This window comes from Enterobacter cloacae complex sp. 2024EL-00711, assembly GCF_047529885.1.
GTDB classification, from domain to species: Bacteria; Pseudomonadota; Gammaproteobacteria; order Enterobacterales; family Enterobacteriaceae; genus Enterobacter; species Enterobacter ludwigii.
Map to the genome: position 1 here is coordinate 39,579 of NZ_JBLIZC010000005.1, position 25,565 is coordinate 65,143.

Sequence of the window (25,565 nt, forward strand, 5' to 3'; positions counted from 1 at the left end):
CGGTTTCGACAGCCTGAAAGGTTGTTACAGACGCAGATTCCGTTTTAAACCATTGATTACCAGGTAGGTAAGTATGAATGAAAACAAGCTGCTGGGGCTCGCGTGGATATCACCCTACATCATTGGGTTGATACTCTTTACGGCTTTCCCCTTCGTCTCATCGTTTTTCCTGAGTTTTACGGATTACGACCTGATGAGCCCGCCGGTATTTAACGGCATTGAAAATTATCGCTACATGTTTACGGAAGACACGCTCTTCTGGACATCAATGGGAGTGACGTTTGCGTATGTATTTCTGACCATCCCCCTGAAGCTCGCCTTTGCATTAGGGATTGCGTTTGTTCTGAACTTTAAATTACGCGGTATTGGATTCTTCCGCACCGCCTACTATATTCCGTCGATCCTCGGCAGCTCCGTGGCCATTGCTGTTTTGTGGCGCGCGCTCTTTGCCATTGATGGTCTGCTGAACAGCTTTATTGGCGTATTTGGTTTTGACCCGGTGAACTGGCTGGGTGAACCCTCGCTGGCCCTGATGTCGGTTACCCTGCTGCGCGTCTGGCAGTTCGGTTCCGCGATGGTCATCTTCCTGGCCGCGCTGCAAAACGTTCCGCAGTCGCAGTATGAAGCTGCGATGATCGATGGGGCATCCAAATGGCAGATGTTCACGAAAGTGACCGTGCCGCTGATCACGCCGGTGATTTTCTTCAACTTCATTATGCAGACCACCCAGGCGTTCCAGGAATTTACCGGACCGTATGTCATTACCGGCGGCGGGCCAACGTATTCCACTTACCTGTTCTCACTCTACATCTACGACACCGCGTTCAAATACTTTGACATGGGTTACGGCGCAGCACTGGCGTGGATCCTGTTCCTGGTGGTGGCCATTTTTGCCGGTATCGCCTTTAAGTCATCGAAATATTGGGTGTTCTACTCCGCCGATAAAGGAGGCAAAAATGGCTGATATCCAACAACTTTCCACGGCGAGGACGATTGCCGAGCGTGAAGTCGCCCGCACGCTGCGCAGAGAGAAAATTAACGCCGCTGTGCGCTACGTGATCCTGCTGTTTGTCGGCCTGCTGATGCTTTATCCGCTGGTGTGGATGTTCTCGGCGTCGTTCAAACCGAACCACGAGATTTTCACCACTCTCAGCCTGTGGCCTGCCCATGCGACCTGGGACGGTTTTGTGAATGGCTGGAAAACCGGTACCGAATACAACTTCGGCCATTACATGCTGAACACCTTTAAGTATGTGATCCCGAAAGTGATCCTGACCATTATCTCCTCCACCATCGTGGCGTACGGCTTTGCGCGCTTTGAAATCCCGTGGAAGAAATTCTGGTTCGCTACCCTCATCACCACCATGCTGCTCCCCAGCACCGTGCTGCTGATCCCGCAGTACCTGATGTTCCGTGAAATGGGCATGCTCAACAGCTATATGCCGCTGTACCTGCCGCTGGCCTTCGCCACCCAGGGGTTCTTCGTCTTCATGCTTATCCAGTTCCTGCGCGGCGTGCCGCGTGACATGGAGGAGGCGGCGCAAATTGACGGCTGTAACTCGCTTCAGGTGCTGTGGTACGTGGTGGTGCCGATCCTGAAACCGGCCATTATCTCCGTCGCCCTGTTCCAGTTCATGTGGTCAATGAACGACTTTATCGGGCCGCTGATTTATGTCTACAGCGTGGATAAATACCCGATTGCACTGGCGCTGAAAATGTCCATCGACGTCACCGAAGGGGCGCCGTGGAACGAAATTCTGGCAATGGCGAGCATCTCCATTCTGCCATCCATCATTGTCTTCTTCCTGGCACAGCGCTACTTCGTCCAGGGCGTCACCAGCAGCGGAATTAAAGGTTAAGAGGGAAATATTATGGCTGAAGTTATCTTCAACAAACTGGAAAAGGTCTACTCCAACGGCTTTAAAGCGGTACATGCCATTGACCTGAAAATCGCTGAAGGAGAGTTCATGGTGATCGTTGGCCCCTCCGGTTGCGCCAAATCCACCACCCTGCGCATGCTGGCTGGCCTGGAAACCATCAGCGGGGGTGAAGTCCGCATCGGCGATAAGATTGTGAACAACCTCGCGCCAAAAGAGCGCGGGATTGCGATGGTGTTCCAGAACTACGCGCTCTATCCCCACATGACGGTGCGCGAAAACCTGGCCTTTGGTCTGAAGCTGAGCAAACTGCCAAAAGATCAGATTGAATCTCAGGTCAACGAAGCGGCCAAAATCCTTGAGCTGGAAGAGTTACTCGACCGCCTGCCACGCCAGCTTTCCGGCGGCCAGGCACAGCGCGTGGCGGTAGGCCGTGCGATTGTGAAAAAGCCGGATGTATTCCTGTTCGACGAACCGCTGTCAAACCTCGACGCCAAACTACGCGCCTCAATGCGCATTCGTATTTCCGACCTGCACAAGCAGTTGAAGAAATCCGGTAAACCGGCGACCACCGTCTACGTCACCCACGACCAGACCGAAGCGATGACCATGGGCGACCGCATCTGCGTGATGAAACTCGGCCACATCATGCAGGTTGATACCCCGGACAACCTCTACCACAAGCCGAAAAACATGTTCGTGGCAGGCTTTATCGGCGCGCCGGAGATGAATATTCGTCAAAGCCAGCTGGTGGAAAGCGCCGGGAAACTGCACATCGCCATCGGCAATGAAACCATGCCGCTGAACGCCGGGATGCAGGAGAAAGTCTCCGCTTATGCCGGGCAGGCCATTTACTACGGCGTACGTCCGGAATTCGTTTCCCTCTCCGACGCACCATTCGTTGACGGGGGCTGCAGTGGCGAAATGGTTCGCGTGGAAAACATGGGCCACGAATTCTTCGTCTATCTGAAGGTTGCGGACTACGAACTGACCGCCAGAATTCCTTCCGATGAAGCTAAGCCCATGATTGATAAAGGCCTTCATCGCAAGGTGTATTTCAAATTTGATATGAATAAATGTCATATTTTTGACGCAAAAACTGAACAGAACCTCTCTCTCTGATGGAGTTTATAAAAATGAAAAAAGTGCTTTTAAGCGCAGCAATCTCCGCGACGCTGGGCCTTACCGCTTTGCCATCGATGGCGCAAGATGTCGAATTACGCATGTCCTGGTGGGGCGGTAATGGCCGCCATCAGGTGACGTTGAAAGCGCTGGAGGAATTCCATAAGCAGAACCCGGATATCAACGTTAAAGCAGAGTACACCGGCTGGGATGGGCACCTCTCCCGCCTGACCACTCAAATTGCGGGCGGCACCGAGCCGGATGTGATGCAGACCAACTGGAACTGGCTGCCAATCTTCTCGAAAACCGGCGACGGGTTCTACGACCTGAACAAAATGAAAGACGTGATCGACCTGACCCAGTTCGATCCCAAAGAACTTCAGTCCACCACCATCAACGGCAAGCTGAACGGCATTCCGATCTCCGTCACCGCACGCGTGTTCTACTTCAACGACGAGACCTGGAAAAAAGCCGGTATTGCATACCCGAAAACCTGGGACGAGCTGATGGCAGCGGGTAAAACCTTCGAGAGTAAACTCGGCAAGCAGTACTACCCGGTCGTGCTGGAGCATCAGGACACGCTGGCGTTGCTGAACTCGTACATGATTCAGAAGTACAACATCCCTGCCGTGGACGAGAAAACCAAGAAGTTCGCCTACAGCAAAGCGCAGTGGGTGGAATTCTTCCAGACCTACAAAACGCTGGTGGATAGCCACGTCATGCCGGACACCAAATACTATGCGTCGTTTGGTAAGAGCAACATGTATGAGATGAAGCCGTGGATCCAGGGAGAATGGGCGGGAACCTACATGTGGAACTCCACCATCAACAAGTATTCCGATAACCTGAAGCCACCGGCAAAACTGGTGCTGGGCAGTTACCCGATGCTGCCGGGCGCAACCGATGCGGGCCTTTTCTTCAAACCGGCGCAGATGCTCTCGATTGGTAAATCCACCAAAAACCCGGAAGCGGCGGCGAAACTGATTAACTTCCTGCTGAACAGTAAAGAGGGGGTGGATACGCTGGGTCTGGAGCGTGGCGTGCCGCTGAGTAAAGCCGCGGTGCAGTTCCTGACCGCAGACGGCACCATCAAAGAGAGCGATCCGTCGGTTGCGGGGCTGCGTCTGGCGCAGTCTCTGCCAGCCAAACTTTCCGTGTCACCTTACTTTGACGATCCGCAGATTGTGGCCCAGTTCGGCACCTCTCTGCAGTACATCGATTATGGACAGAAATCCGTGGAAGAGACCGCCGCTGACTTCCAGCGTCAGGCTGAACGTATTCTGAAACGCGCGATGCGCTAACGAAAAACCGGGTGGCCTCTTCGCCACCCGGCAACAGATTACACGCCAATATTACGCAGCTTCTCGCCGGACATCAGCCTGCGCTCGATATGCTCCAGCGTGACGCCTTTGGTTTCAGGGATCAGCCAGAACGTGACCCCGATAAACGCGACGTTGAGAACCGTATAGAGCCAGAAGGTTCCTGCCGCGCCAATTGAATCCAGCAGCGTCAGGAAGGTCGCGCCGATGATCATGTTCGACACCCAGTTGGTGGTCGTGGAACAGGTGATGCCAAAGTCACGGCATTTGAGCGGCTGAATTTCGGAACACAGGATCCACACGACGGGCGCAGCGCTCATCGCATATCCGGCAATACACATCATGGTCATGCCAACAGAGAGCCAGGAAAGACCGCTTGAGGCCGTGCCGTTATCAAACTGCATCAGGCAGTAGCCAAGGATCAGCGTACCGAGCGCCATGACGCTAAAGCCAATCTTGAGTGCCGGTTTACGTCCGGCTTTATCCACGGTGAACACCGCGATAAAGGTGGCGAACATAAAGGTCAGCCCCACCACCAGCGTGGCAACCATTTGTTGTTCCGTGGTGGTGAACCCCGCCATTTTGAAGATACGTGGCGCGTAGTACATGATGATGTTCATCCCGGTGAACTGCTGCATCGCCTGCAGCAACATGCCGAGGAACACCGCGCGGCGTACGTTGCGGTTGATCTTAAACAGCGCCCAGCCCCCCTGCTTCAGCTTCAGGCTTTCGCGGATCTCGTTCAGCTCTTCACGTGCTTTTTCTGAGGTATCACGCAGCATCCGCAGCACCTCTTCCGCTTCCACATGACGGCCCTTTTGCGCCAGCCAACGCGGACTGTTTGGCAGGAAAACCACCAGAACAATCAGCACCAGCGCCGGGAGCGCCAGCACGCCCAGCATCGCACGCCAGTTGCTGCTGTAGCTGAAATAGGTGTCAGACAGAAACGCCAGCACGATGCCCAGCGTCACCATCAACTGGTACATACTGATCATCTTGCCGCGCACGTTCTCGCTCGCCATTTCGGAGAGGTACAACGGCGCAGTGTAAGAGGCAATCCCCACCGCCACGCCGAGCAGCACGCGGGAGAGCAGCAGCATTTCCACGTTCGTGGCAAATGCTGACCCAATAGAGCCGGCGACAAACAGAATCGCCCCCACCATCAGGCTGTATTTTCGCCCGAGGCGGAACGAAAGCCAGCCGTTAAACAGTGCGCCGATGGCCGCACCCAGCATCATGCTGCTGACCACCCACTCCTGCAGGCGGTTACTCAACGTAAAGTGATCGGTGATAAAGGGCAGCGCCCCGGCGATCACGCCAATATCCAGACCGAACAGTAAACCGGCCACTGCAGCCGCGATGGAGACAAACTGATTCATGCGTCGGGTATCACGCAACGCGGCGGGCATAAGGGTAGAGTCATTTATAGATGTCATATTTTCCTGCCTGAACAGCGAAATTCGTTAACTGAAATTACGAGATAGCGCGGAAAAGTGTCAGGCCGTAATTCGCGAAGATATGGATTATTTCGCTGTGGCATAGCGATCTGTGATGGACATTACAATTTCAACTAACGATGAAATACCGCCAGTTTTTATTAATCATTTAATTTTTAAGCAATAAAACTGTGATACATATCATTTATGATTTTTTAGTATGGATTTTTCGTCTTGAGCCATATGGATAATGGCAATTTTTGGGTAAAAAAAACCTCCACCCACCGGCAGAGGTTTAAGACGGAATACGCAATTAACGCGCCAGCCAGCCGCCATCGACCGCCACGGTATAGCCGTTGATGTAATCGGATGCCGGAGAGGCCAGGAACACGATCGGCCCCTTAAGATCGTCCGGAAGGCCCCAGCGGCCCGCCGGGATACGGTCGAGGATTTCCGCGCTACGCTGTTCGTCAGCACGCAACTGCTGAGTGTTATTCGTCGCCATGTACCCCGGCGCAATCGCGTTGACGTTGATGTTGTGCTTCGCCCACTCGTTTGCCAGCAGACGGGTAACGCCCATCACCGCGCTCTTGGATGCGGTATAAGACGGCACGCGGATACCGCCCTGGAAGGAGAGCATAGAGGCGATATTAATGATCTTGCCGCCTTTCCCCTGGGCAATGAAGTGTTTCGCCGCCGCCTGGGACATAAAGAAAACGCTCTTAATGTTCAGGTTCATCACGTCGTCCCAGTCGCGCTCGCTGAAATTAATCGCGTCTTCACGGCGAATCAGTCCGGCATTGTTCACCAGAATGTCGATATGGCCGAATTCCGCCACCGCGCGATCCAGCAGTTCAGGGATGGCGTCAATTTTACGCAGATCGGCGGTCAGGCTCAGAAAACGACGCCCCAGCGCGGTGACGCGCTCGATGGTTTCAGTAGGCTCAACAATGTTAATCCCGACGATATCGCAGCCCGCTTCCGCCAGCCCTAACGCCATACCCTGGCCCAGTCCGGTGTCACAACCGGACACCACAGCCACTTTACCCTGCAGAGAAAATGCATCCAGAATCATGTTTGTTCCTTAATCTTTCAACGCCTGTCACCAACAGGCAGGTTTATGCTTAACTGCCTGCGGCTAGCGCAGATCGTTAACCGCGACGTGGTCCATGTCATCAAAGACCTGGTTTTCACCGACCATACCCCAGATGAAGGTGTACGCTTTCGTGCCTACGCCCGAATGAATAGACCAGCTCGGCGAAATCACCGCCTGCTCGTTATGCATCACGATATGGCGCGTTTCCTGCGGTTGCCCCATCATGTGGAACACGCAGGCGTCCTCGTCCATGTTGAAGTAGAAATACACTTCCATACGGCGCTCGTGGGTATGGCACGGCATGGTGTTCCACAGGTTGCCCGGAGCAAGCTCGGTCAGCCCCATGCTGAGCTGGCAGGTTTCCAGCACATCCGGAACAAAGTATTTATTGATGGTGCGACGGTTGCTGGTGAGGTTGTCACCCAGCGTCACCGGGGCGACATCCGACGGGGTCACTTTTTTGGTGGGATACGGGGTATGTGCGGGCGCACAGTTGTAGTAAAACTTCGCCGGTTTACCGCTGTCGATGCTGGCGAACACGACCTCTTTCGCCCCTTTACCGACATACAACGCGTCGCGATGACCTATCTCATAGCACTGTCCGTCTACGGTGATGGTGCCGGGGCCACCGATGTTAATCACGCCCAGCTCGCGACGCTCAAGGAAATAGCTCACACCAAGCTGTTTACCCACTTCTCCGCCCACGGAGACGGTCTGCGTCACCGGCATAATCCCGCCAACGATAATACGGTCGATATGGCTGTAGACCATGGTGTAATTATCGGCCTCGTACACCTGCTCGACTAAAAACTCATTGCGCAGCCCCTGAGTATCCAGCGTTTTGGCGTGCGCACTGTGGATGCTTTGTCTGACGTCCACCGTAACCTCCAGAAATGATCGTGCCCGCAGGCAGAAAATTAACGAAACGACGTTCCGTTTTCATGATGAGCACAGTCTAGCCCCAGAGAAGGGGGTTTTCAATTACATTTAAAACAACGTTTCATTTTTTCTGTTTGTTTATACCAGAAATGGCGTTCGGATCACGATAAAGAGAGCCAGACATTAATCTCGCCAATGAAACAGACAAAGTGCGCCATCAGTCACACATAATGAAACATTGTTTTGATAATTTAATACTCACTTTTTAATCTACTTTTATCGTTCAAAGGAGTGCATTATGGCTAAAGGTATGCGGGTCAAGCTGAACTACGAGATCAGCCACGATCCGGATACAGGCGTGGAAGTCACCCGCCTGACCCCACCCGACGTGACCTGTCACCGCAACTACTTCTACCAGAAGTGCTTCTTTAATGATGGCAGCCACCTGCTGTTCGCAGGGGCGTTTGACGGTCACTGGAACTACTACCTGCTGGATCTGCTGAAGGCCGAAGCGGTACAGCTGACGGAAGGCGCGGGGGATAATACCTTTGGCGGGTTCCTCTCTCCGGATGATAAATCCTTCTACTATGTGAAGAACGACCGCACGCTGCTGGAGGTGGATCTCCATACCCTGGTAGAACGCGAGGTGTACCGTGTCCCCGATGACTGGGTCGGTTACGGTACCTGGGTCGCCAACAGCGACTGCACCAAACTGGTTGGGATAGAAATCGCCCGACGTGACTGGACGCCGCTCAACGACTGGAAAATTTTCCACGACTTCTTCCATAAGGGGCCGCACTGTCGACTGCTGCGGGTGGATCTGAAAACCGGTTTAAGCACCACAATCCACGAAGAGAAAAACTGGCTTGGCCACCCTATCTATCGTCCGTTCGATGACAACACGGTGGCGTTTTGCCATGAAGGGCCCCACGACCTGGTCGACGCCCGCATGTGGCTGGTCAACGAAGATGGTACGCACGTGCGCAAAGTGAAAACGCATGCGGAAGGCGAAAGCTGTACCCATGAATTCTGGGTGCCGAACGGTTCTGCCCTTGTGTATGTCTCTTATCTGAAGGGCCAAAAGGGCCGCACCATCTGCAGCTTCAATCCGGATACGGGCGTCAATGACGCAGTCATGCCAATGCCCGCCTGTTCCCATCTGATGAGCAACGTTGACGGCTCCCTGCTGGTGGGCGACGGTTCAGGCACGCCGGTTGATGTGAAGGATACGCACGGTTACACCATCGATAACGATCCGTATCTGTACGCCTTTGACGTGGCAAAAAAAAGCTACTTCCGCATTGCCCGTCACGACACCTCCTGGGCAACGGTGGCAAATAGCCGCCAGGTCACCCACCCGCATCCCTCCTTTACTCCGGACGAGAAAGCGGTGCTGTTCAGTTCCGATAAAGACGGTCAACCCGCCCTCTATATCGCGAAACTTCCTGAGCAACCTGAAATGTTGCATGCATGATTTGAGTTTGTGTTTCTGTAACTGGCCTTGCCCTCCGTTTCGGAGGGCTTTTTTTTCAGTGGGCTTTTGCCCGTTGGGCGGCGCTTATCAGACATGGGAAAGCCGGGTAGGCACTGGCGCTACCCGGCAATGTTCAGCGGAATAACGTGATATCAGAAAGAATAGGCCACGCCTAAACGAAGGCGGGTCTGGCGTTCATCGGTATCTTTCACGCCGATGTTACCCACTTCAACATACGGTGCCCAGTTTTTATCCCATTTATACGCCAGCTTGGCGTTATATTCGTTGGAATAATCTTTGTTATTATTACGAACCATACCTTCAGAACTCTTCGCATAAACATAATTGAGTTCGGTACGCCAGTCACCCATTACCCAGCCAACCCAGGCATCACCACGGTTAACTTTGTCGTCATCTTTATTCGAGCTTGACGGGTAGCGGGTATATTCATAACGATAACGCGCGGCAACGTAGAAGCCATTGTCGAAACTATATTGCAGATGCAGATTCGGTTTATATATTGTGCGGCTGTCGTTACTTTCAAGGGTAAACGCTGGCGTCAGTGCAATATTCTCAGTCGCTTTCCAGCGCCAGCTAATTTGATCTTCATGCCCGTTACCCACCACATCCGCAAACGGCTGGTCGGCTTTATCACCACCGGATTTCCATTTAGCTTCTACAGAAAAACCGACCCCGTTAGCAAAGCGATGTGAGACCGAGACACGGTCAGCATTGGCACCACTGTCGATATATTCATGGCGCAGATCGACGGTAACGGCCTGAGCCATGAAGGACGTACCGATAAGGGAAGTAAGGACCAGAGATTTCTTAAACATGAAAAAACCCTCAACTGAAATAATGTTTCTTATTTATGAAACTGCAGTTTATTTTTTAAAGAACATTATTTTAGTGACAAAGATCGTAATTATTTGTTTCATTTTTTTTGGCAAAGATGGACGTGACACCCATCAACAAACAGGGTGTATTAACGTGAAATTATCGGAGGGGGATCACACTAAGACGTTAACAACGATAATAATTAAGGCCGTAATTATTCAATAGCAGAGTGAGAATGTGCTAATAACGGTTAATTCGTCATACGTTATGTAAAAAAAAACCTCCTGAAGGGAGGCTCTTTTATGCGGGCGGGATTTTAGCGTTCAATGGCGAGGGCGACACCTTGTCCACCACCGATACAGAGCGTCGCAATGCCTTTGCGGGCATTGCGCTTTTTCATTTCATGCACCAGCGATACCAGAATTCGACAACCGGACGCGCCGATAGGATGACCCAGTGCGATTGCCCCACCGTTCACGTTCACCCGCAGGGGATCCCATTCCAGCATTTTGCCAACCGAGATTGCCTGCGCGGCAAAGGCCTCGTTGACTTCAATCAGATCCACATCAGAGAGCTGCCACCCTGCGCGTTCCAGGCAGCGACGGGTAGCATAAACCGGGGCGATACCCATTAACGCAGGATCAACACCCACGCTGGCAAATGCCTTAATGCGGGCCAGGACGGGCAGATCCAGCTCGAGGGCTTTGCTTTCACTCATCATCATCACGGCCGCAGCGCCATCATTAATGGAGGAGGCGTTTCCCGCCGTCACTGAGCCCTGAGTTTCAAACGCAGGATTGAGCCTCGCCAGCCCTTCAGCGCTGGCGTCGGTGCGCGGCTGCTCATCGGTATCCACCACGGCAACCTCACCGTTCTGACGCTGCGTGCTGACCGGGACGATTTCATCCCGAAAGCGCCCGGCATCAATCGCCGCGCGCGCTTTTTGCTGCGAGCTTAACGCGTAAGCGTCCTGCAACTCACGGCTGATACCATACTCACGTGCCAGATTTTCCGCCGTCACGCCCATATGATAGTCATTGAACGCATCCCACAGACCGTCATGCACCAGACTGTCGAGCAACTGGCTGTTGCCCAGCTGCGCGCCGGTACGGCTGTCGGTCAGCACGTGTGGTGCCCGGCTCATATTTTCTTGTCCGCCGGCAATCACGACATCCGCTTCACCACACTGAATGGCCTGCGTCGCCAGATGCAGCGCTTTTAACCCTGAGCCACAGACGTCGTTGATGGTGATAGCGGAGACGGTATTGGGCAGGCCGCCCTTAAGCGCCGCCTGACGGGCAGGGTTTTGCCCGGCACCGGCGGTCAGCACCTGTCCCAGGATCACCTCATCAATTTCATGTGCTGCAATCCCGCTGCGTTCCACCAGCGCTTTCACCACTACGCTGCCCAAATCAACAGCCGAGTGGCGTGCAAGCGCCCCCTGAAAACAGCCGATAGCCGTACGCAACGCACCCACTATAACGACATCTTTCATCACAACCTCTGTGTTAAATGACATGACGATAGTAGTGGATTGTTATTGGCAATTATCTTAATTGTTTAAAAATAGTGAGTTTAATCACAAGGATTAGCGCGCATCCTGCAGATACTGCCGCAGCCAGCTTCCGGCAACGCCGGGCGGGGATCGTTTATTCCAGAGCAGATCGATACCGATCGCCCGTGGCCAGCCGGGGACATTCAGCTGCACCAGCGATTTCGCGGCGGCAAATTCATCCACCAGCGCGCACGGCAGCACGCACCAGCCAAACCCCTGAACCGCCATACTCAGCAGTAACAGGTAGTTGGGTGCCGACCAGACGGGTCCGCGTGCGAGCGTTGCCTCCCGCTCCAGATAGGTGCTGAGCCGCAATTCCCGCCAGCCGTGCAGCTCATCGGCCTGGATTTCTTGCTGCCCGGCCAGAGGATGGTTGGTCGCGACATAGATTGCCATCCGGGTCTGTATCGGCAACCGGGTAAAACCAATATCGGTCGGATAACTGTCACGCGCTTCTGTGAGACCAACCTGCGCACGCGACTTCTGCAGCAGATCGATAACGTCCTCTTCCTCGCCAATCAGGCATTCAAATTCGGTATGGGGAAAGCGCTGGTCAAACTGGTTCATCAGGTCTTCCAGCACGTCCGGGTTGAGGGTATCGGAAAGAACAAACGTCAGGCGCGCCTCCGTTTGTGCCGTTAACGACACCGCCAGCTCGTCAAGCCGCGTGCTGGCCGCGAGGATCGCCTGCACATAACCCAGCACCTGTTCGCCCTGGGCGGTTAACACCGGCTGACGGGCCGAACGGTCAAACAGATCGAAGCCCAGATCGGCTTCAAGATTGGCGATGGATGTGCTCACGGTCGACTGGCTTTTACGTAACCGACGCGCGGCGGCAGAAAAAGAGCCCGCCGCGACGGTCTCAACGAATGCGGTAAGGGCTTCAGGAGAATAACGCATGCACTATCTACTTTATCGATGGATACCATCTTTAATATATCACCTTTAGCGATAACAATAGGCCGCATCAACGCCAAAATGCGTATTCACGAGGTCTAAAACTATGCAACATCAGGATGCGCTCCAACGTAAACTGCCGGAGCGGATATTTCATGCCGTCTGTTTCGAAGGGATTGCCACGGCGATCCTCGCCCCGACGGCGGCGTGGCTTATGCAACGTTCCGTGGTGGAGATGGGTGGATTGACCATTATCCTGGCAACCACCGCCATGCTCTGGAACATTATCTATAACGTCGGCTTCGACCGTTTCTGGCCGGTTCACCGCATCACACGCACGGCAAAAATCCGCGCACTGCATGCGCTGGGATTCGAGTGCGGGTTTATTGTGATCGGCGTGTCGATAGTCGCCGCGGTGCTGGGCGTCACGCTGCTGCAGGCATTCACACTGGAAATTGGTTTCTTCCTGTTCTTCCTGCCGTACACCATGTTCTATAACTGGGCTTACGATACGCTGCGCGAGAAATTCCTTAAACGTCGCCAGCAGCGACGCGCCCTCGCAGGCTAATTCCCTCTGGCCGGACGCCCGCTCCGGCCAAACTCCTTCGAAGCAACTGCGCTCTCAACCCATAATTATGGTAAATTGCGCTCCATTCTGTTGGTTTGATAGTTGATACGTTGCTCTAATGTCGAAAATTTGGTCAAAAGATGAGACTCTCTGGAGTTTCGCTCTCTATGGCACGGCCGTGGGCGCAGGAACGCTGTTCTTGCCCATTCAGCTGGGCTCCGCAGGCGCTATCGTCCTGTTTATCACTGCCCTTGTGGCCTACCCATTAACCTACTGGCCGCACCGCGCGCTGGCACAATTTATCCTGTCGTCGAAAACAAAAGGCAATGAAGGGATCACCGGCGCCGTTTCCCATTATTACGGCAGGAAGATAGGCAACCTGATCACCACGCTCTATTTCATCGCCTTCTTCGTGGTGGTGCAGATTTATGCAGTGGCCATCACCAACTCGTTAACTGAGCAGCTGGCAAAACACATGACGGTGGATACCGCCGTTCGCGTGCTGGTCAGTTTTGGCGTGGTGCTGGTGTTAAATCTGATCTTCCTGATGGGACGGCATATCACCATAAAAGTGATGGGCTTCCTGGTGTTTCCGCTGATCGCCTACTTTCTGTTTGTCTCGCTCTATCTGACCGGAAGCTGGCAACCCGCGCTGCTCACAAGCCAGATGGCATTTGACCGCCATACGCTGCATCAGGTCTGGATTTCGATCCCGGTGATGGTATTCGCTTTCAGCCATACGCCGATTATCTCGACGTTTGCCGTTGACCGCCGTGAGAAGTTTGGCGACGCCGCCATGGACAAGTGCAAGAAAATCATGAAGGTGGCGTACCTGATTATCTGCCTGAGCGTGCTGTTCTTCGTGTTCAGCTGCCTGCTCTCTATTCCACCGTCCTATATCGTTTCGGCAAAACAGGAAGGGGTAACCATTCTGTCGGCGCTGTCGATGATGCCCTCTTCTCCGGCATGGCTGGGGATTTCCGGGATTATTGTGGCGATTATCGCCATGTCGAAATCGTTCCTCGGCACCTATTTTGGGGTGATCGAAGGGGCGACGGAGATTGTGAAGTCATCGCTGAACCAGGTGGGCGTGAAAAAGAGCCGCGCCTTTAACCGCGCGATCTCCATCATGGGGGTGTCGTTAATCACCTTTGCGGTGTGCTGCATTAATCCGAATGCCATTTCGATGATTTATGCCATCAGCGGTCCGCTTATCGCCATGATCCTGTTTATCATGCCGACGCTGTCGACGTACCTGATCCCGTCCCTGAAACCGTACCGATCTGTCGGCAACCTGCTGACGCTGATCGTTGGCGTACTGTGCGTGTCAGTGATGTTTGTAGGCTAAACGCCCCTGCGCCCGGCGTTCTGCCGGGCGCGTTATTCGTCACGCCCTGAGATGTCGAGCGGAAACGGCCTGTCCTGCACGACCGTTTTCATGACCAGCGTTGAGCGAAGATGCTGAACGCCGGGCATCGCAGAGAGCTTCTCATCATAGAGTTTCTGAAAAGCCGGCAGGTCGCGGGTCACGACGTGCATCAGATAATCAGGATCGCCAAATAAACGCTGCGCCAGCACAATTTGCGGGATCTCTTCCACCGCCTCCTCAAAGGCGCTCACCGCCTTTCTGTCGCCCTCTTTCAGCGTCGCAAACACGATCGCCAGAAAGTTAAACCCCATTTTGGCGGGATCGAGACTGGCCCGGTATCCCGTAATGGCCCCGCTTTGCTCCAGCGCCCGCACGCGCCGGTGACACGGCGAGAGGCTCAGGTTCACCCGTTCAGCCAGCTCCGTAAGAGATAAACGGCCATCAGCCTGCAACTGCGCAAGAATTTTTCGATCAATGCTGTCCATGTGGAAGATTTTGTCAATTTCACCGTCTTTTGAGCATAACATTGAAAACTCATTTCGTCCGGATACCGATATGCTTTCTCTCTGTTGACGGGTGAAATTCTGGAGTTTTACAGACGATGGAAATGAGTATTGTGGCCGGGTTTTGGGTGGTGTCTTTCCTGCTCATCATGACACCGGGCGCCGACTGGGCTTACGCCATTAGCGCCGGCATCCACGGGCGGCGCGTGGTACCCGCAGTGATGGGCCTCATGTCCGGGCATCTGCTGGCGACACTGATTGTGGTCGCGGGCGTGGGCGTCATGATGGCGCAACATCCGCTGGCATTATCCGGGCTGACAATAGCGGGAGCACTTTACTTGCTGTGGCTTGGTATCTCACTGTTACGCGCTCCTGGCGCACCGGAAAGCGCCACAACCTCGGCGGCAAACTGGAAACAGTGGGCGGTGAAGGGATTATGTATCAGCGGCCTTAACCCGAAAGTTTTTTTGCTGTTCCTTGCCCTGCTTCCACAATTTACTGACCCGAAGGGAAGCTGGTCGGTTGCGATGCAGATGTCCGCGCTGGGCTTGCTACACCTCATCACCTGTACGCTGGTCTATCTGCTGGTGGGATACGGTTCAAAAGCCATCCTGGCCACCCGCCCGCAGGCCGCGCGTCTGGTGAGCAGAGCATCAGGGGGAATGATGGTAGTGATTGCGGCGGTGCTGCTGTTTGAACAGATCAGATGAAAAAACACCGGCCATTGCCGGTGTGTTTCTACGCCCGAATATCGTCATATTCCCGCGTATTATCAAACTCATGTTTGGCAAACGGGCATAGCGGGATAATTTTTCGATTTTCACCGCGCATCTTCGCGACCACTTTTGCCACCAGCTGTTTACCCACACCTTGCCCTTTCAGGCTCGGATCCACATCGGTGTGCTCGATAATGCTCAGATGTTCACCGGTCGGTACGAAGACAATCTCTGCAACCTGGTTACCGTCAGCATCGTTGACGTAAAACTTGTTATGGCCTTCCAGAATATCCATGGTTCCTCGCTTATTTTTGGCGATACTTCAGCGCACCGCTCGGGCAGGTATCAATCACATGTACAACCGTTTCGACGTCCACTTCATCCGGTATAATCCACGGTTTACGTTTCAGGTTGAAGAGCTTAGCGCTCCCGCGCACGCAATTTCCTGAGTGTTTGCAGATCGCGGTGTTGAAGTAAACGTCAATTTTCTCTCCGGTATAGGCCCGGTAGCCTGCATCCAGTAGCGCTTTATCCACGACATTGCCTCTGTAATTATTCGGGTGCTGAATGAAGCATAGCCTTACGCGATCCTGATAGCTATAACCCCCAAAACGAAAAGCCAGGTCACAACTCTGTTTTCGCCAGATTGCATCCCCCATTTCCTCATGTCAGTCTGCGCAGACCGCTCTAATCAGACTCCCCGCGTCAGGTCGTATGAAACGCAGACTCTCTTTTCAGGTAAAACTTTTTTTAGCGCTGGTGTGCTTCTCCTGCCTGCTGTTAGTTCTGCTGGGAACCATCCTGTTTCATTTTATTGACCGGCAATTGCATCACGATCTCGGCCAGCGCGCCCGGGTTCAGGCCAGCGAAATCGCGTTGATGCCGGGTCTGGCGGAAAACGTCGCGGCCAGAAATATCCCCGCCATCGCCCGTTTAATTCAGCCTATACGGGCCGAAAGTGATGCCAGTTATATTGTCATTGGCGATACCCGGGAACAGCATCTCTATCATTCAGAATCACCGGAACGCATCAATTTACCGATGATCGGCGGGGATAATGCGGAGGTATTACAAGGCAAAACAATTATTTCGGTGCGTAAGGGTGGGATTGGGGTTTCACTGCGCAGCAAAGCGCCCATCTTTAATGCGCAGCATCAGGTGATTGGGATTGTCTCGGTCGGTTATTTGACGTCGTACATTGCGAATATCAATGCGCGTATTCTCTGGCAGTCCGGGTTATACGGTATGGGTCTGTTGCTGTTACTGTTTATTTTTTCCTGGTTGTTTACCCGCAATCTTAAAAAGCAGATGTTCCGCCTTGAGCCAAAAGATATTGCGCAACTGGTCTTACAGCAACGCGCGCTGCTGGAAGCAATGTATGAAGGGGTATTTGCCGTCAATGAAGAAAAGCAGCTGATTTTAATTAACCGTGCCGCCAGAGAGATGCTGGATATTCATCAAAGTGAGAAAGCGCTTATCGGCAAACCGCTGGAAGACGTTCTGCAAACGTCCCCCGGTTTTTTATCTCAGCGCTACGCCTCGGTTAGCCGCGGCAGCCACGACCAGATTGCGGTGCTTAACCAGCGCGAGGTGATTGTGAACCGCGTGGCGATTGAGGTTGAACCTGGTGTTGAAAGCGGTTGGGTTTATAGCTTTCGCGACAAGAATGATATCAACACTCTCAGCAGCCAGCTAAGCCAGATTAAACGCTATGCGGATAACCTGCGCATTATGCGTCATGAACAGCTGAACTGGACCGCCACGCTGGTGGGGTTGCTGCAGATGAAACACTATGACGAGGCGATCCGTTACATCCAGGCACAGTCAGAAGGAGCGCAGCGCGTGCTGGACTTCGTCTCAGCCCATTTTGTCTCGCCGGCCCTGTGCGGATTGCTGCTAGGGAAATATGTCAGCGCCCGGGAAAAGGGCGTTGAACTGCAGTTTGATCCCGCCTGCCAGCTCACCCGCATGCCTGCCAGCATCACGGAAACGGAGCTGGTGTCGGTGATTGGCAACCTGCTGGATAACGCCGTTGACGCCACCCTGAAAGCCCCGGTTCCCGCACCTGTAGAGCTTTACATTTCCGATCGCAACCAGGAGTTGCTGATAGAAGTGGCCGATCGGGGTTGCGGGGTGGATGAGGCGATGAAACCGCATCTTTTCCGCCAGGGATTCAGCAGCAAGCCGGAAAGCGAGAACGACATTGTGGGCACAGAGCACGGTATTGGCCTGTTTCTGGTGGCAGGCTATATCAACAAGGCGGGCGGCAGCATTGAGATAACGGATAACGCTCCTCAAGGCACGATATTCTCTGTGTTTATTCCCAATCCACTCCCCGTTCGACAGGGCTAACGCATGACCACGACCCGAGCACTTGATGTTGTGATTGTTGAGGATGAGCCGCACCTGGCGGAACTGCATCGCGAGTATATCGAGCAAAATTTCCATTTGCGCGTGGTGGGCATTGCCGCGTCGATTGAGCAGGCGTGTAACCTGATACGCCAGCATCAGCCGAGACTGATACTGCTGGACAATTATCTCCCGGACGGTAAAGGCGTGGCGTTAATCGATAACCCGCTCCTGAAAAGCTATGAATGCTCGGTGATCTTTATCACCGCAGCCAGCGATATGCAGACCTGTAGCCATGCCATGCGCAGCGGCGCGTTTGACTACCTGATTAAGCCTGTTTTTTTCCAGCGTCTGCACGCCTCGCTGGAGCGTTTTATGCGTTTCATCCACACCGTGCAGCAGGTGAAGGTTGTCGACCAGCATGCGCTGGATCGCCTGTTTAACCTCCCCGCTGCGGACACCTCGCAGACCCCGTCCACAAAGGGTATTGAGCCCCACACCCTGGACCGTATTAAGCGTTTATTTGCGGAACACCCCGAAAAAACAATGTCGGTGGAAGAGGTGGTGGAATACGTCGGGATCAGCAAAACCACGGGCCGCCGTTATCTGGAATACTGCGTGGAAAGTGGGTTAATCAGCATCGAAATGCTGTATGGCAATATCGGTCATCCCAGAAGGCTTTACCGCAAAGCGGCAGAGAAAACGTAATCCGCAACCGTTCGTTTGCTAAGCGTCGCGGATTTTATGGTGTTAATTGCTGAAACGACGCCGACAATCACACTTCGGAACCGCAACCCGCGCCCCCCTATTGTCGGCGCGGAGCCATGCGCTATGTTGACAATTAGTTCCTCAAATGTAACTAAAAGGTTAACTATAATGTCGAACATTTTCCGAATTTCTCTGATTACCGCTACCGTACTGTGTTCTGCTTCCGCACTGTCTGCTTTGCCGCAGGGCTACCCTGCTGACTATCAAAAAATGGTCGATGCCGCGACCAAAGAGGGCAAAGTGGTGATCTACTCCACCACCGACACCAAAGCTGCCGGGCCGCTGATTGAGGGCTTCGAAAAAACCTATCCGGGCATCAAAGTTGAATATAACGACATGAACAGCACCGAGCTGTACAACCGTTTTATCAGCGAACAGGCCTCGGGTGGCGGTAGCGGCGATGTGGTCTGGAGCTCCTCCATGGACACCGGGCTGAAGCTCGCTACCGACTACGCCATGGAGTACAAATCACCGGAGCAAAGCCAGCTGCCGAAATGGGCGGTCTGGAAAGATAAAGCCTACGGTACCACCTATGAACCCGTCGTGTTTATCTACAACAAACGGCTGATCCCGGCGGGCGACGTGCCTGATTCCCATGCGGCGCTGGCTAAGCTTATTGCCAGCCAGACGGATAAATTCAAGAGCAAAGTCACCACCTACGACATCGAAAAATCGGGTCTGGGCTTTATGCTCTCGGTGCAGGATCACAAGGCCGATCCTAACTACTTCAAAACCCTGGCCGATATCGCCAAAGGTGGCTTAGCCGTTCAGTCTTCAACCGGCACCATGATGGAGAGGGTGTCATCAGGGGAAAACCTGATCGGTTTTAATATCCTCGGCTCCTACGCGGAAGCGCGCGCGAAGAACGATCCGTCGCTGGGGATCGCCTATCCAAAAGATTACACCCTGGTGTTATCACGCGTGTCGTTCATCAGCCAGCAGGCGCAAAACAGCAATGCCGCGAAACTGTGGCTGGACTACGTCCTGTCTGAAAAAGGACAAAGTATTCTGGCAAGCCAGGCGGATATCCCGTCCATTCGTAACGATATCGACGGCAAAAATGATATCGACGGCCTGACGAAAGTGCTCGGCAATGCGCTGAAACCTATCCCGGTTGATGAAAGTCTGCTGGAGTATCTGCAGCCGAAAAAACGCCTGGAGTACATCAAACAGTGGCGTACCGCTGCCGCCAAATAAGCGTCTGAGCGCGACGCGGGCCGTCGCGCTCCTGTTACCTGAGTTCGTTTTGCTGGGCTGCAACACCAGGGATACCCCATGAATACATTTCGCAGAAAGTGGCAAAGCCTGCCGCGCGGTATTGTCGTGTTGATAACCGCCCTGGTTATCTACACGCCGCTGTCGTTTATCGTGATACAGAGCTTCTTGTCCGCCCCGTTCTTTTCACCGGCAAAAGAGTGGAGCCTTGAATCATTTGGTTTTATCTTCACCGACCCTGATTTCTATAAGGCGCTGAAAAGCGGTTTTATTCTCGCTTTCGGGCTGGTCATCATCGCCATTCCGTTAGGGGGCGTGCTGGCCTTTCTGATGGTGCGTACCGACCTGCCCGGCCGCCGTCTGATTGAACCGCTGATCCTCGTGCCGGTTTTCGTGTCGCCAATGGTGCTGGGATTCGGCTACGTGGTGGCCGCCGGTCCGGTGGGCTTTTTATCCCTCTGGGCGCAGGCGCTGATTGGTTTCGTACCGTGGAATATCTACGACATGTCGAGCATCGTGGTCATTGCTGGCCTGACGCATGTTCCGCATGCCTATCTCTATATTTCGTCCGCGCTGCGAAGCGTCGGTTCCGATGTGGAAGAGGCCGCACGTACCGCGGGTGCGTCGCCGTTACAGGTGATGACCTCGGTCAGCCTGCCGATGGTGCGACCGTCCATTTTGTACGCCATCGTTCTGCTGTTCTTCCTCGGTCTTGAAGTGTTTGGTCTGATGCTGGTCCTCGGCGATCCGGAAGGCAACATGGTGCTGGCAACCTACCTGTACCAGCTGACCAACAAGCTTGGTACCCCTTCCTACCACCTGATGGCGGCGGTTGCGGTGGTGCTTATCTGTATCACCATTCCGCTGGTCATGCTGCAGCGTCGCCTGATGCGCACCGCCAACCGTTTCGTGACCATGAAAGGCAAAGCGTCCCAGGCCCGGGCCTTACCTCTGGGTAAATGGCGCTGGGTGGCGGGCGCGGTGGTCGCTTTCTGGCTCACCGTCACGATCGGCGTTCCCCTGCTCGGCGTGGTGTTACGCGCGTTTATCTCAAACTGGGGCGTGGGCGTTTCGCTGTGGGACGAGCTTTCCCTGAGTACTTTTCGCACGATATGGGCGCAGCCGAACCTGCTGCGCGCCATCGTCAACTCCATGTCCATTGGGGTCATTGGCGGCGCGCTGGCCGTGGCGTGCTACCTGTTTGTCGGTATCGCCATGCACCGCAAACCGGACAATACCACGCGTTTCCTGGATTACAGCGTCCTGGTGCCGCGCGCCGTGCCTGGCCTGCTCGCGGGTCTGGCCTTTCTCTGGGTGTTCCTGTTCCTGCCAATGTGGCTTGATAACTCGCTGAAATCGGGCTGGCTTTCCGGGTTCGCCTGGAGCGACTGGATGCGTGAAAACCTGATTGTCTGGCTACGTTCGCTGCGCAGCACCATATTCAGCGTCTGGCTGGCCTATACGGTGGTCTGGATGGCTTACGGGCTGAGACTCATCTCGTCCACCCTGCTGCAGGTTGCGCCGGAGCTTGAAGAGGCCGCCCGCAGTACGGGGGCTACGCGTGGCCAGATCACCCGCCATGTCACGATCCCGCTCTCCCGCTACGGCCTTATCGGTTCGTGGCTGCTGATGTTCCTGATTTTTGAACGCGAATATTCAACGGGTGTGTACCTGCTTTCACCCGGCACGGAAACCATCGGCTCGATGCTGGTATCCCTCTGGGCCGCGGGAGCCATTGATATTGTGGCGGCGCTCTCTTTTATTAACATCCTGCTGGTGGTGGTAGGTCTGGGCATTGCCCTTCGTTTCGGAGTCAAAATACATGATTGAATTAGCGGTTAACGATCTGCACCTGACCTACGGTGACAATCCTGTTTTAAAAGGGGTCTCCATGAACCTCAACCGCGGCGAAGTGGTCTCCCTGCTGGGGCCTTCCGGCAGCGGGAAAACCACCCTGCTGCGTGCGGTGGCGGGCCTGGAAAAACCGACTCAGGGCTCGATTATCATTGGCAAAAACAAAGTCTATGACGGCACGCCGCGCAGTGAGATCCCGGCGGAAGAGCGTAACCTGGGCCTGGTGTTTCAGTCGTATGCGCTGTGGCCGCACAAAACCGTTTTTGAAAACGTGGCCTATCCGCTCAAGCTGCGCAAGGTTCCGGCCAAAGAGATCCAGCAGCGCGTACAGGACGTGCTGGACCAGCTCGGGCTAGGCCATCTGGGCAAACGCCACCCGCACCAGCTCTCCGGTGGACAACAGCAGCGCGTGGCAATTGGCCGGGCGCTGGTCTACAACCCGCCGGTCATTTTACTGGATGAACCGCTCTCTAACCTCGACGCCAAGCTGCGCGAAGAGGCTCGCGTATTCCTGCGTGAGCTGATTATCAAGCTGGGCTTATCCGCGCTGATGGTAACGCACGACCAGAATGAGGCGATGTCGATTTCCGACCGTATCCTGCTGCTTAACAACGGTAAAATCGAGCAACAGGGCACACCGCAGGAGATGTACGGCTCGCCGAAAACGCTGTTTACCGCTGAGTTTATGGGCAGCAATAATCGCCTGCACGGTAAGGTAACGGAAGTGCGCGACGGCAAAGCGCGTATCGAAGGCAAAGGCTGGGTGCTGTGGGGCCAGGCCGGTGAAGGGGTACGAAGCGGTGAAGACGCCACCGCGGTGATCCGCGTCGAGCGCGTGGCGGTGGTCGAGGGGCCGGGGGAAAACCAGCTGGCGCTCCCGTTACTGACCAGCATGTATCTCGGTGATCGCTGGGAATACCTGTTCCGCACGCCGGGGGATGATTTTGTCATTCGCGCCTATGGTCACGAGGCCCGGGACCCGCTGCACTGCCACCTTTCGCTGCCTGAAAAGCACGTGTGGATCTTTCCGAAAAATTAAATGTAAAAAGGCTGCGATAAGCAGCCTTTTTTATACCCGACATACTGCCTGCACACGGGAGTGAAAGCCTTACGTCATCAGCTTACCAGGCAAGACTGCCCGCGCTGAGTCAACGTCCATAAGGTTGTGACCGCCGGGATGAACGCGGACTGACCGGCGTTCAGCGTCATGGTGGCACCCTCGGCGTGGCTGAGCGTGGCACTCCCCTTCAGCACCAGCAGAATTTGCGCACGGTCTGTCCGGATGCTTTGCTGCTCGCAATGTTCAATGACGCTAAAGCGAAAATCCGTTACCGGGATCGGGTATTGCTGCATCCCCTCTTCCCGCTGCGGATGCATCCTGAGGCGGTCGGCTGGGGTTTCGTCAAACACCGTACAGCGCACCAATTCTGCCATGTTGATGTTCTTGGGGGTTAAGCCCGCACGCAGCACGTTGTCTGAACTGGCCATGACCTCTACCGCCGTACCGTTCACATAGGCATGTAGCGTACCGGCGTGCAGGAACATCGCCTCACCCGGCGCAAGCGTAATGCAGTGCAGATACAGCGGGGCCAGAGCCCCGATGTCCCCCGGGTAGTCTCGCAGTAGCCGTTCGATAAAGGGCGCTACCGGAGCAAACACCCCGCATGCAAGTCGCGCTTCCAGACACGTCAGCACGCCCTCTTTTTCCGCCGGCTCAAGCGCCATCAGACGCGTAAAAAAGGCCTTAAGCCCTTCAGCATGCAGGTTGTTGCGAAACAGCGACAGCGCGGACGTCAGGGCCGGGGCATCCAGGCGCAAAAAGTGATTAGCAATCTCCTGATACGGCCGGAAGCCGTTCATGGCCATAAAAAGCGTCAGGGCAAAAACCAGCTCAGGCTTATGGTTCGCATCGGTGTAATCCTCTCCGGGCAGGTTACCCTGACGGGCGAACCCGTCTTCTGCCTGGCGCTTATTGGGATGTACCTGCAGCGACAGTGCGCGCTCCGCTGACAGCAACTTCAGCAGGTAAGGCAACTGCCCCGCAGTTTCTCCCGCGCACGTGCCCAACATCTCTGCCGGCCTCTGTGAAATAAGGTCCTGTAAAGAGCGTAAACCTGTATCGGTTTCAATCTCCGAGCAGCCTGCGGGGTGGCTTCCCATCCAGACCTCGGCCTGGGGTTGATCGTCAGGGTTGAGCAGGCCAAAAAGATGATTAAGCGCTACGCGACTGCCCCAGGCGTAATTTTTGATGCCGTTACGCATCCGGTAAAAAGGCTGACTCATTGCGTATCCTTTTCACATTCGCCAGGGGTGAAGCCATTTTCAGCCGCCAGCTGCGCAAACCACAATGCGTTACGTTTGATTTGTCGCTCCCCGGTGGCTAAATCCAGACGCCAGAAGCCATATCGCCGCTTGAAGCTGTTGATCCAGGACCAGTTATCAATGAAGGTCCACTGATGAACACCAAAACAGTTGGCGCCGTCAGCGATACCACGATGCAGCTGAGCCAGATGCTCCTCCATCAGAGCGATACGGAAGGTGTCATCTATCACGCCATCGGCCTGCACCGGCCCTTCGGACTGCAGATCCATCGCGATGCCAATTTCCGCCAGATACCATTTGATGTTGCCGTAGTTATCGCGAATATTGCAGGCAATGTCATAGATAGCTTCCGGGTGGATCTCGTTATTGTCGCGATAAGGGTTAAACCGTCCCTGAGGATCAATGTAATTTTCGAAATAGACTTCCGGCGTGAAGTAATCGAGCGCGTAAACGCTTTCCCGCGCTTTCACCCTTCTCGGCACATAATAATTCACCCCCAGAAAATCAATTCTCGACTGCAGGATCGTCTCCACATCCTGCCGTGAAACCTCTGGTAAGCAGCCGTTTGCGGTTAAGATTTCGCACAGTTCTTTGGGGAATTCATGTTTAACCAGCGGGTCGAGGAAGCTGCGGTTAAACAGCAGGTCGGCATACCAGGCCGCTTTTTTATCGGCCTCGCTGTCGCTGCGGGTATAAGAAGGCGTGAGGTTGAGCACGACACCAATCTCACCCGGCAAGCCCATTTCACGGTAGACATTCACCGCCCTGGCGTGCGCCAGCATAATATTAAAGGCGACCTGAGCCGCCAGTTTGCCATCTTTTTTACACGGATAATGGAAGTCATATAAATAACCGCCTTCCACCGGCACGATCGGCTCATTAAAGGTTATCCAGTATTTCACCTTATGGCCAAACAGCTCGAACGCGGTGCGGGCGAAGCGGGCAAAAAGCTCGGTTACGTAGGATGACTCAAATCCGCCATATGCTTTTTGCAGCGCCTCGGGCATATCAAAATGGTAAAGATTGATGATGGGCTCGATGCCGTTGGCAATCATTTCATCGAAGTAATCGTTATAGAAGCGGACGGCGTCGCGGTTTGGCTGTCCGGTTTTGAAATCATCGATCAGACGCGACCACTGAATAGAGGTTCGAAACGAGTTAAACCCCGTTTGCTTCATCAGGGCTACGTCTTCTTTATATTTACTGTAGGTTTCACAAACGTGCTGCGGACCAATCTGCTGAAAAAAACGCTCCGGTTGTTCGGCAAACCAGCTGTCCCAGACAGAACGGTGCGGCTTATTGGCTATGCCTTCCGTCTGCGGACCTGATGCCGCTGCGCCCCAAAAAAAACCTTCCGGGAATTGATACCGGTTCATAACGCCTCCTGAATGAAAAAAAGGGCTGCCCCG

The 25,565-nt window shown here is 54.2% G+C and carries 24 protein-coding genes; 13 read left to right on the forward strand and 11 right to left on the reverse strand.

Going from position 1 to position 25,565, the window contains the following annotated elements:
* Nucleotides 1-73: 73 nt before the first annotated feature.
* The 4 genes from ACMVME_RS14855 to ACMVME_RS14870 are packed head-to-tail and all read left to right on the forward strand — an operon-like array spanning nt 74 to nt 4,300.
* Nucleotides 74-964: a carbohydrate ABC transporter permease gene (locus ACMVME_RS14855; protein WP_014171468.1), complete on the forward strand. Its 891-nt coding sequence runs from the start codon at nt 74-76 to the stop codon at nt 962-964.
* On the forward strand, nt 957-1,859 hold the full coding sequence (locus ACMVME_RS14860) for a carbohydrate ABC transporter permease (RefSeq protein WP_025203331.1): 903 nt from the start codon (nt 957-959) through the stop codon (nt 1,857-1,859). Before ACMVME_RS14855 ends, ACMVME_RS14860 begins: the two co-directional genes overlap by 8 nt.
* Before the next feature lie 12 nt (nt 1,860-1,871).
* Nucleotides 1,872-2,999, forward strand: coding sequence for an ABC transporter ATP-binding protein (locus tag ACMVME_RS14865; RefSeq protein ID WP_014171470.1), 1,128 nt, complete (start codon nt 1,872-1,874; stop codon nt 2,997-2,999).
* Nucleotides 3,000-3,013: 14 nt separating this feature from the next.
* On the forward strand, nt 3,014-4,300 hold the full coding sequence (locus ACMVME_RS14870) for an ABC transporter substrate-binding protein (protein ID WP_044867121.1): 1,287 nt from the start codon (nt 3,014-3,016) through the stop codon (nt 4,298-4,300).
* Nucleotides 4,301-4,338: 38 nt separating this feature from the next.
* On the opposite strand, the gene ACMVME_RS14875 is transcribed toward ACMVME_RS14870, so the two are convergent.
* From ACMVME_RS14875 to kduI, 3 genes are all read right to left on the reverse strand, one after another.
* Nucleotides 4,339-5,772, reverse strand: a complete 1,434-nt coding sequence (locus ACMVME_RS14875; protein WP_279382300.1) for a sugar porter family MFS transporter — start codon at nt 5,770-5,772, stop codon at nt 4,339-4,341.
* A 295-nt stretch (nt 5,773-6,067) separates the two neighbouring features.
* Entirely contained in the window at nt 6,068-6,829 is a 762-nt protein-coding gene (kduD, locus tag ACMVME_RS14880; protein WP_014171473.1) for a 2-dehydro-3-deoxy-D-gluconate 5-dehydrogenase KduD, read from the reverse strand.
* Between the two features lie 63 nt (nt 6,830-6,892).
* The gene (gene kduI / locus ACMVME_RS14885) at nt 6,893-7,729 is read right to left on the reverse strand and encodes a 5-dehydro-4-deoxy-D-glucuronate isomerase (protein ID WP_104440343.1); all 837 of its coding nucleotides are present in this window, start codon (nt 7,727-7,729) and stop codon (nt 6,893-6,895) included.
* 298 nt (nt 7,730-8,027) lie between these two features.
* Here kduI and ACMVME_RS14890 point away from each other — a divergent pair, with 298 nt between their 5' ends.
* Nucleotides 8,028-9,203: an oligogalacturonate lyase family protein gene (locus ACMVME_RS14890; protein WP_104440344.1), complete on the forward strand. Its 1,176-nt coding sequence runs from the start codon at nt 8,028-8,030 to the stop codon at nt 9,201-9,203.
* A gap of 152 nt (nt 9,204-9,355) precedes the next feature.
* Here the strand turns inward: ACMVME_RS14890 and ACMVME_RS14895 are convergent, their stop codons facing one another.
* The 3 genes from ACMVME_RS14895 to ACMVME_RS14905 all read right to left on the reverse strand — a co-directional run bounded on the left by ACMVME_RS14895 (nt 9,356) and on the right by ACMVME_RS14905 (nt 12,495).
* A complete protein-coding gene (locus ACMVME_RS14895; protein ID WP_014171477.1) occupies nt 9,356-10,039 on the reverse strand; it encodes a porin in 684 nt (227 codons plus the stop codon).
* A gap of 317 nt (nt 10,040-10,356) precedes the next feature.
* A complete protein-coding gene (locus tag ACMVME_RS14900; protein WP_020883759.1) occupies nt 10,357-11,535 on the reverse strand; it encodes an acetyl-CoA C-acetyltransferase in 1,179 nt (392 codons plus the stop codon).
* A 93-nt stretch (nt 11,536-11,628) separates the two neighbouring features.
* Nucleotides 11,629-12,495 (reverse strand): LysR family transcriptional regulator, encoded by an 867-nt coding sequence (locus ACMVME_RS14905; protein WP_014171479.1) that lies wholly within the window; start codon nt 12,493-12,495, stop codon nt 11,629-11,631.
* A gap of 103 nt (nt 12,496-12,598) precedes the next feature.
* Between ACMVME_RS14905 and ACMVME_RS14910 the strand changes: the two genes are divergently transcribed.
* Together ACMVME_RS14910 and ACMVME_RS14915 are read left to right on the forward strand one after the other, a co-directional pair.
* On the forward strand, nt 12,599-13,060 hold the full coding sequence (locus ACMVME_RS14910; protein WP_014171480.1) for a multidrug/biocide efflux PACE transporter: 462 nt from the start codon (nt 12,599-12,601) through the stop codon (nt 13,058-13,060).
* Nucleotides 13,061-13,178: 118 nt separating this feature from the next.
* On the forward strand, nt 13,179-14,408 hold the full coding sequence (locus tag ACMVME_RS14915; protein ID WP_032678908.1) for an amino acid permease: 1,230 nt from the start codon (nt 13,179-13,181) through the stop codon (nt 14,406-14,408).
* Between the two features lie 32 nt (nt 14,409-14,440).
* Here ACMVME_RS14915 and ACMVME_RS14920 read toward each other — a convergent pair whose 3' ends face one another.
* Entirely contained in the window at nt 14,441-14,914 is a 474-nt protein-coding gene (locus ACMVME_RS14920; protein WP_032670215.1) for an Lrp/AsnC family transcriptional regulator, read from the reverse strand.
* A gap of 116 nt (nt 14,915-15,030) precedes the next feature.
* Here ACMVME_RS14920 and ACMVME_RS14925 point away from each other — a divergent pair, with 116 nt between their 5' ends.
* Complete coding sequence (locus ACMVME_RS14925; protein WP_207968527.1) at nt 15,031-15,642, forward strand: LysE family translocator; 612 nt, start codon at nt 15,031-15,033, stop codon at nt 15,640-15,642.
* Nucleotides 15,643-15,670: 28 nt separating this feature from the next.
* On the opposite strand, the gene ACMVME_RS14930 is transcribed toward ACMVME_RS14925, so the two are convergent.
* Both ACMVME_RS14930 and yjdI read right to left on the reverse strand, forming a co-directional pair.
* Entirely contained in the window at nt 15,671-15,943 is a 273-nt protein-coding gene (locus ACMVME_RS14930) for a GNAT family N-acetyltransferase (RefSeq protein WP_014171484.1), read from the reverse strand.
* A 10-nt stretch (nt 15,944-15,953) separates the two neighbouring features.
* Nucleotides 15,954-16,184 (reverse strand): 4Fe-4S mono-cluster protein YjdI, encoded by a 231-nt coding sequence (gene yjdI / locus ACMVME_RS14935; protein ID WP_020883756.1) that lies wholly within the window; start codon nt 16,182-16,184, stop codon nt 15,954-15,956.
* Nucleotides 16,185-16,362: 178 nt separating this feature from the next.
* Here yjdI and ACMVME_RS14940 point away from each other — a divergent pair, with 178 nt between their 5' ends.
* The 5 genes from ACMVME_RS14940 to ACMVME_RS14960 all read left to right on the forward strand — a co-directional run bounded on the left by ACMVME_RS14940 (nt 16,363) and on the right by ACMVME_RS14960 (nt 22,873).
* Complete coding sequence (locus ACMVME_RS14940; protein ID WP_032678909.1) at nt 16,363-18,000, forward strand: sensor histidine kinase; 1,638 nt, start codon at nt 16,363-16,365, stop codon at nt 17,998-18,000.
* Between the two features lie 3 nt (nt 18,001-18,003).
* The gene (locus ACMVME_RS14945; RefSeq protein ID WP_014171487.1) at nt 18,004-18,705 is read left to right on the forward strand and encodes a response regulator; all 702 of its coding nucleotides are present in this window, start codon (nt 18,004-18,006) and stop codon (nt 18,703-18,705) included.
* 168 nt (nt 18,706-18,873) lie between these two features.
* Nucleotides 18,874-19,962 (forward strand): ABC transporter substrate-binding protein, encoded by a 1,089-nt coding sequence (locus ACMVME_RS14950; protein WP_020883753.1) that lies wholly within the window; start codon nt 18,874-18,876, stop codon nt 19,960-19,962.
* Nucleotides 19,963-20,040: 78 nt separating this feature from the next.
* Entirely contained in the window at nt 20,041-21,810 is a 1,770-nt protein-coding gene (locus tag ACMVME_RS14955; protein WP_014171489.1) for an ABC transporter permease, read from the forward strand.
* Complete coding sequence (locus tag ACMVME_RS14960) at nt 21,803-22,873, forward strand: ABC transporter ATP-binding protein (protein ID WP_020883751.1); 1,071 nt, start codon at nt 21,803-21,805, stop codon at nt 22,871-22,873. Before ACMVME_RS14955 ends, ACMVME_RS14960 begins: the two co-directional genes overlap by 8 nt.
* A 77-nt stretch (nt 22,874-22,950) precedes the next feature.
* Here ACMVME_RS14960 and manA read toward each other — a convergent pair whose 3' ends face one another.
* Both manA and ACMVME_RS14970 read right to left on the reverse strand, forming a co-directional pair.
* Nucleotides 22,951-24,117: a mannose-6-phosphate isomerase, class I gene (manA, locus tag ACMVME_RS14965; protein ID WP_333177422.1), complete on the reverse strand. Its 1,167-nt coding sequence runs from the start codon at nt 24,115-24,117 to the stop codon at nt 22,951-22,953.
* Nucleotides 24,114-25,532, reverse strand: a complete 1,419-nt coding sequence (locus ACMVME_RS14970) for a glycoside hydrolase family 1 protein (RefSeq protein ID WP_032678911.1) — start codon at nt 25,530-25,532, stop codon at nt 24,114-24,116. Before ACMVME_RS14970 ends, manA begins: the two co-directional genes overlap by 4 nt.
* Nucleotides 25,533-25,565 lie beyond the last annotated feature (33 nt).

Coding starts and splice junctions, on each gene's coding strand:
- ACMVME_RS14915 (WP_032678908.1), top strand. CDS start 13,179: ATGTCGAAAATTTGGTCAAAAGATGAGACTCTCTGGAGTTTCGCTCTC.
- ACMVME_RS14970 (WP_032678911.1), bottom strand. CDS start 25,532: ATGAACCGGTATCAATTCCCGGAAGGTTTTTTTTGGGGCGCAGCGGCA.
- ACMVME_RS14870 (WP_044867121.1), top strand. CDS start 3,014: ATGAAAAAAGTGCTTTTAAGCGCAGCAATCTCCGCGACGCTGGGCCTT.
- ACMVME_RS14865 (WP_014171470.1), top strand. CDS start 1,872: ATGGCTGAAGTTATCTTCAACAAACTGGAAAAGGTCTACTCCAACGGC.
- manA (WP_333177422.1), bottom strand. CDS start 24,117: ATGAGTCAGCCTTTTTACCGGATGCGTAACGGCATCAAAAATTACGCC.
- ACMVME_RS14895 (WP_014171477.1), bottom strand. CDS start 10,039: ATGTTTAAGAAATCTCTGGTCCTTACTTCCCTTATCGGTACGTCCTTC.
- ACMVME_RS14940 (WP_032678909.1), top strand. CDS start 16,363: ATGAAACGCAGACTCTCTTTTCAGGTAAAACTTTTTTTAGCGCTGGTG.
- ACMVME_RS14945 (WP_014171487.1), top strand. CDS start 18,004: ATGACCACGACCCGAGCACTTGATGTTGTGATTGTTGAGGATGAGCCG.
- ACMVME_RS14900 (WP_020883759.1), bottom strand. CDS start 11,535: ATGAAAGATGTCGTTATAGTGGGTGCGTTGCGTACGGCTATCGGCTGT.
- ACMVME_RS14905 (WP_014171479.1), bottom strand. CDS start 12,495: ATGCGTTATTCTCCTGAAGCCCTTACCGCATTCGTTGAGACCGTCGCG.
- ACMVME_RS14925 (WP_207968527.1), top strand. CDS start 15,031: ATGGAAATGAGTATTGTGGCCGGGTTTTGGGTGGTGTCTTTCCTGCTC.
- kduD (WP_014171473.1), bottom strand. CDS start 6,829: ATGATTCTGGATGCATTTTCTCTGCAGGGTAAAGTGGCTGTGGTGTCC.
- ACMVME_RS14890 (WP_104440344.1), top strand. CDS start 8,028: ATGGCTAAAGGTATGCGGGTCAAGCTGAACTACGAGATCAGCCACGAT.
- ACMVME_RS14955 (WP_014171489.1), top strand. CDS start 20,041: ATGAATACATTTCGCAGAAAGTGGCAAAGCCTGCCGCGCGGTATTGTC.
- ACMVME_RS14855 (WP_014171468.1), top strand. CDS start 74: ATGAATGAAAACAAGCTGCTGGGGCTCGCGTGGATATCACCCTACATC.
- ACMVME_RS14950 (WP_020883753.1), top strand. CDS start 18,874: ATGTCGAACATTTTCCGAATTTCTCTGATTACCGCTACCGTACTGTGT.
- ACMVME_RS14910 (WP_014171480.1), top strand. CDS start 12,599: ATGCAACATCAGGATGCGCTCCAACGTAAACTGCCGGAGCGGATATTT.
- ACMVME_RS14860 (WP_025203331.1), top strand. CDS start 957: ATGGCTGATATCCAACAACTTTCCACGGCGAGGACGATTGCCGAGCGT.
- ACMVME_RS14920 (WP_032670215.1), bottom strand. CDS start 14,914: ATGGACAGCATTGATCGAAAAATTCTTGCGCAGTTGCAGGCTGATGGC.
- ACMVME_RS14930 (WP_014171484.1), bottom strand. CDS start 15,943: ATGGATATTCTGGAAGGCCATAACAAGTTTTACGTCAACGATGCTGAC.
- ACMVME_RS14960 (WP_020883751.1), top strand. CDS start 21,803: ATGATTGAATTAGCGGTTAACGATCTGCACCTGACCTACGGTGACAAT.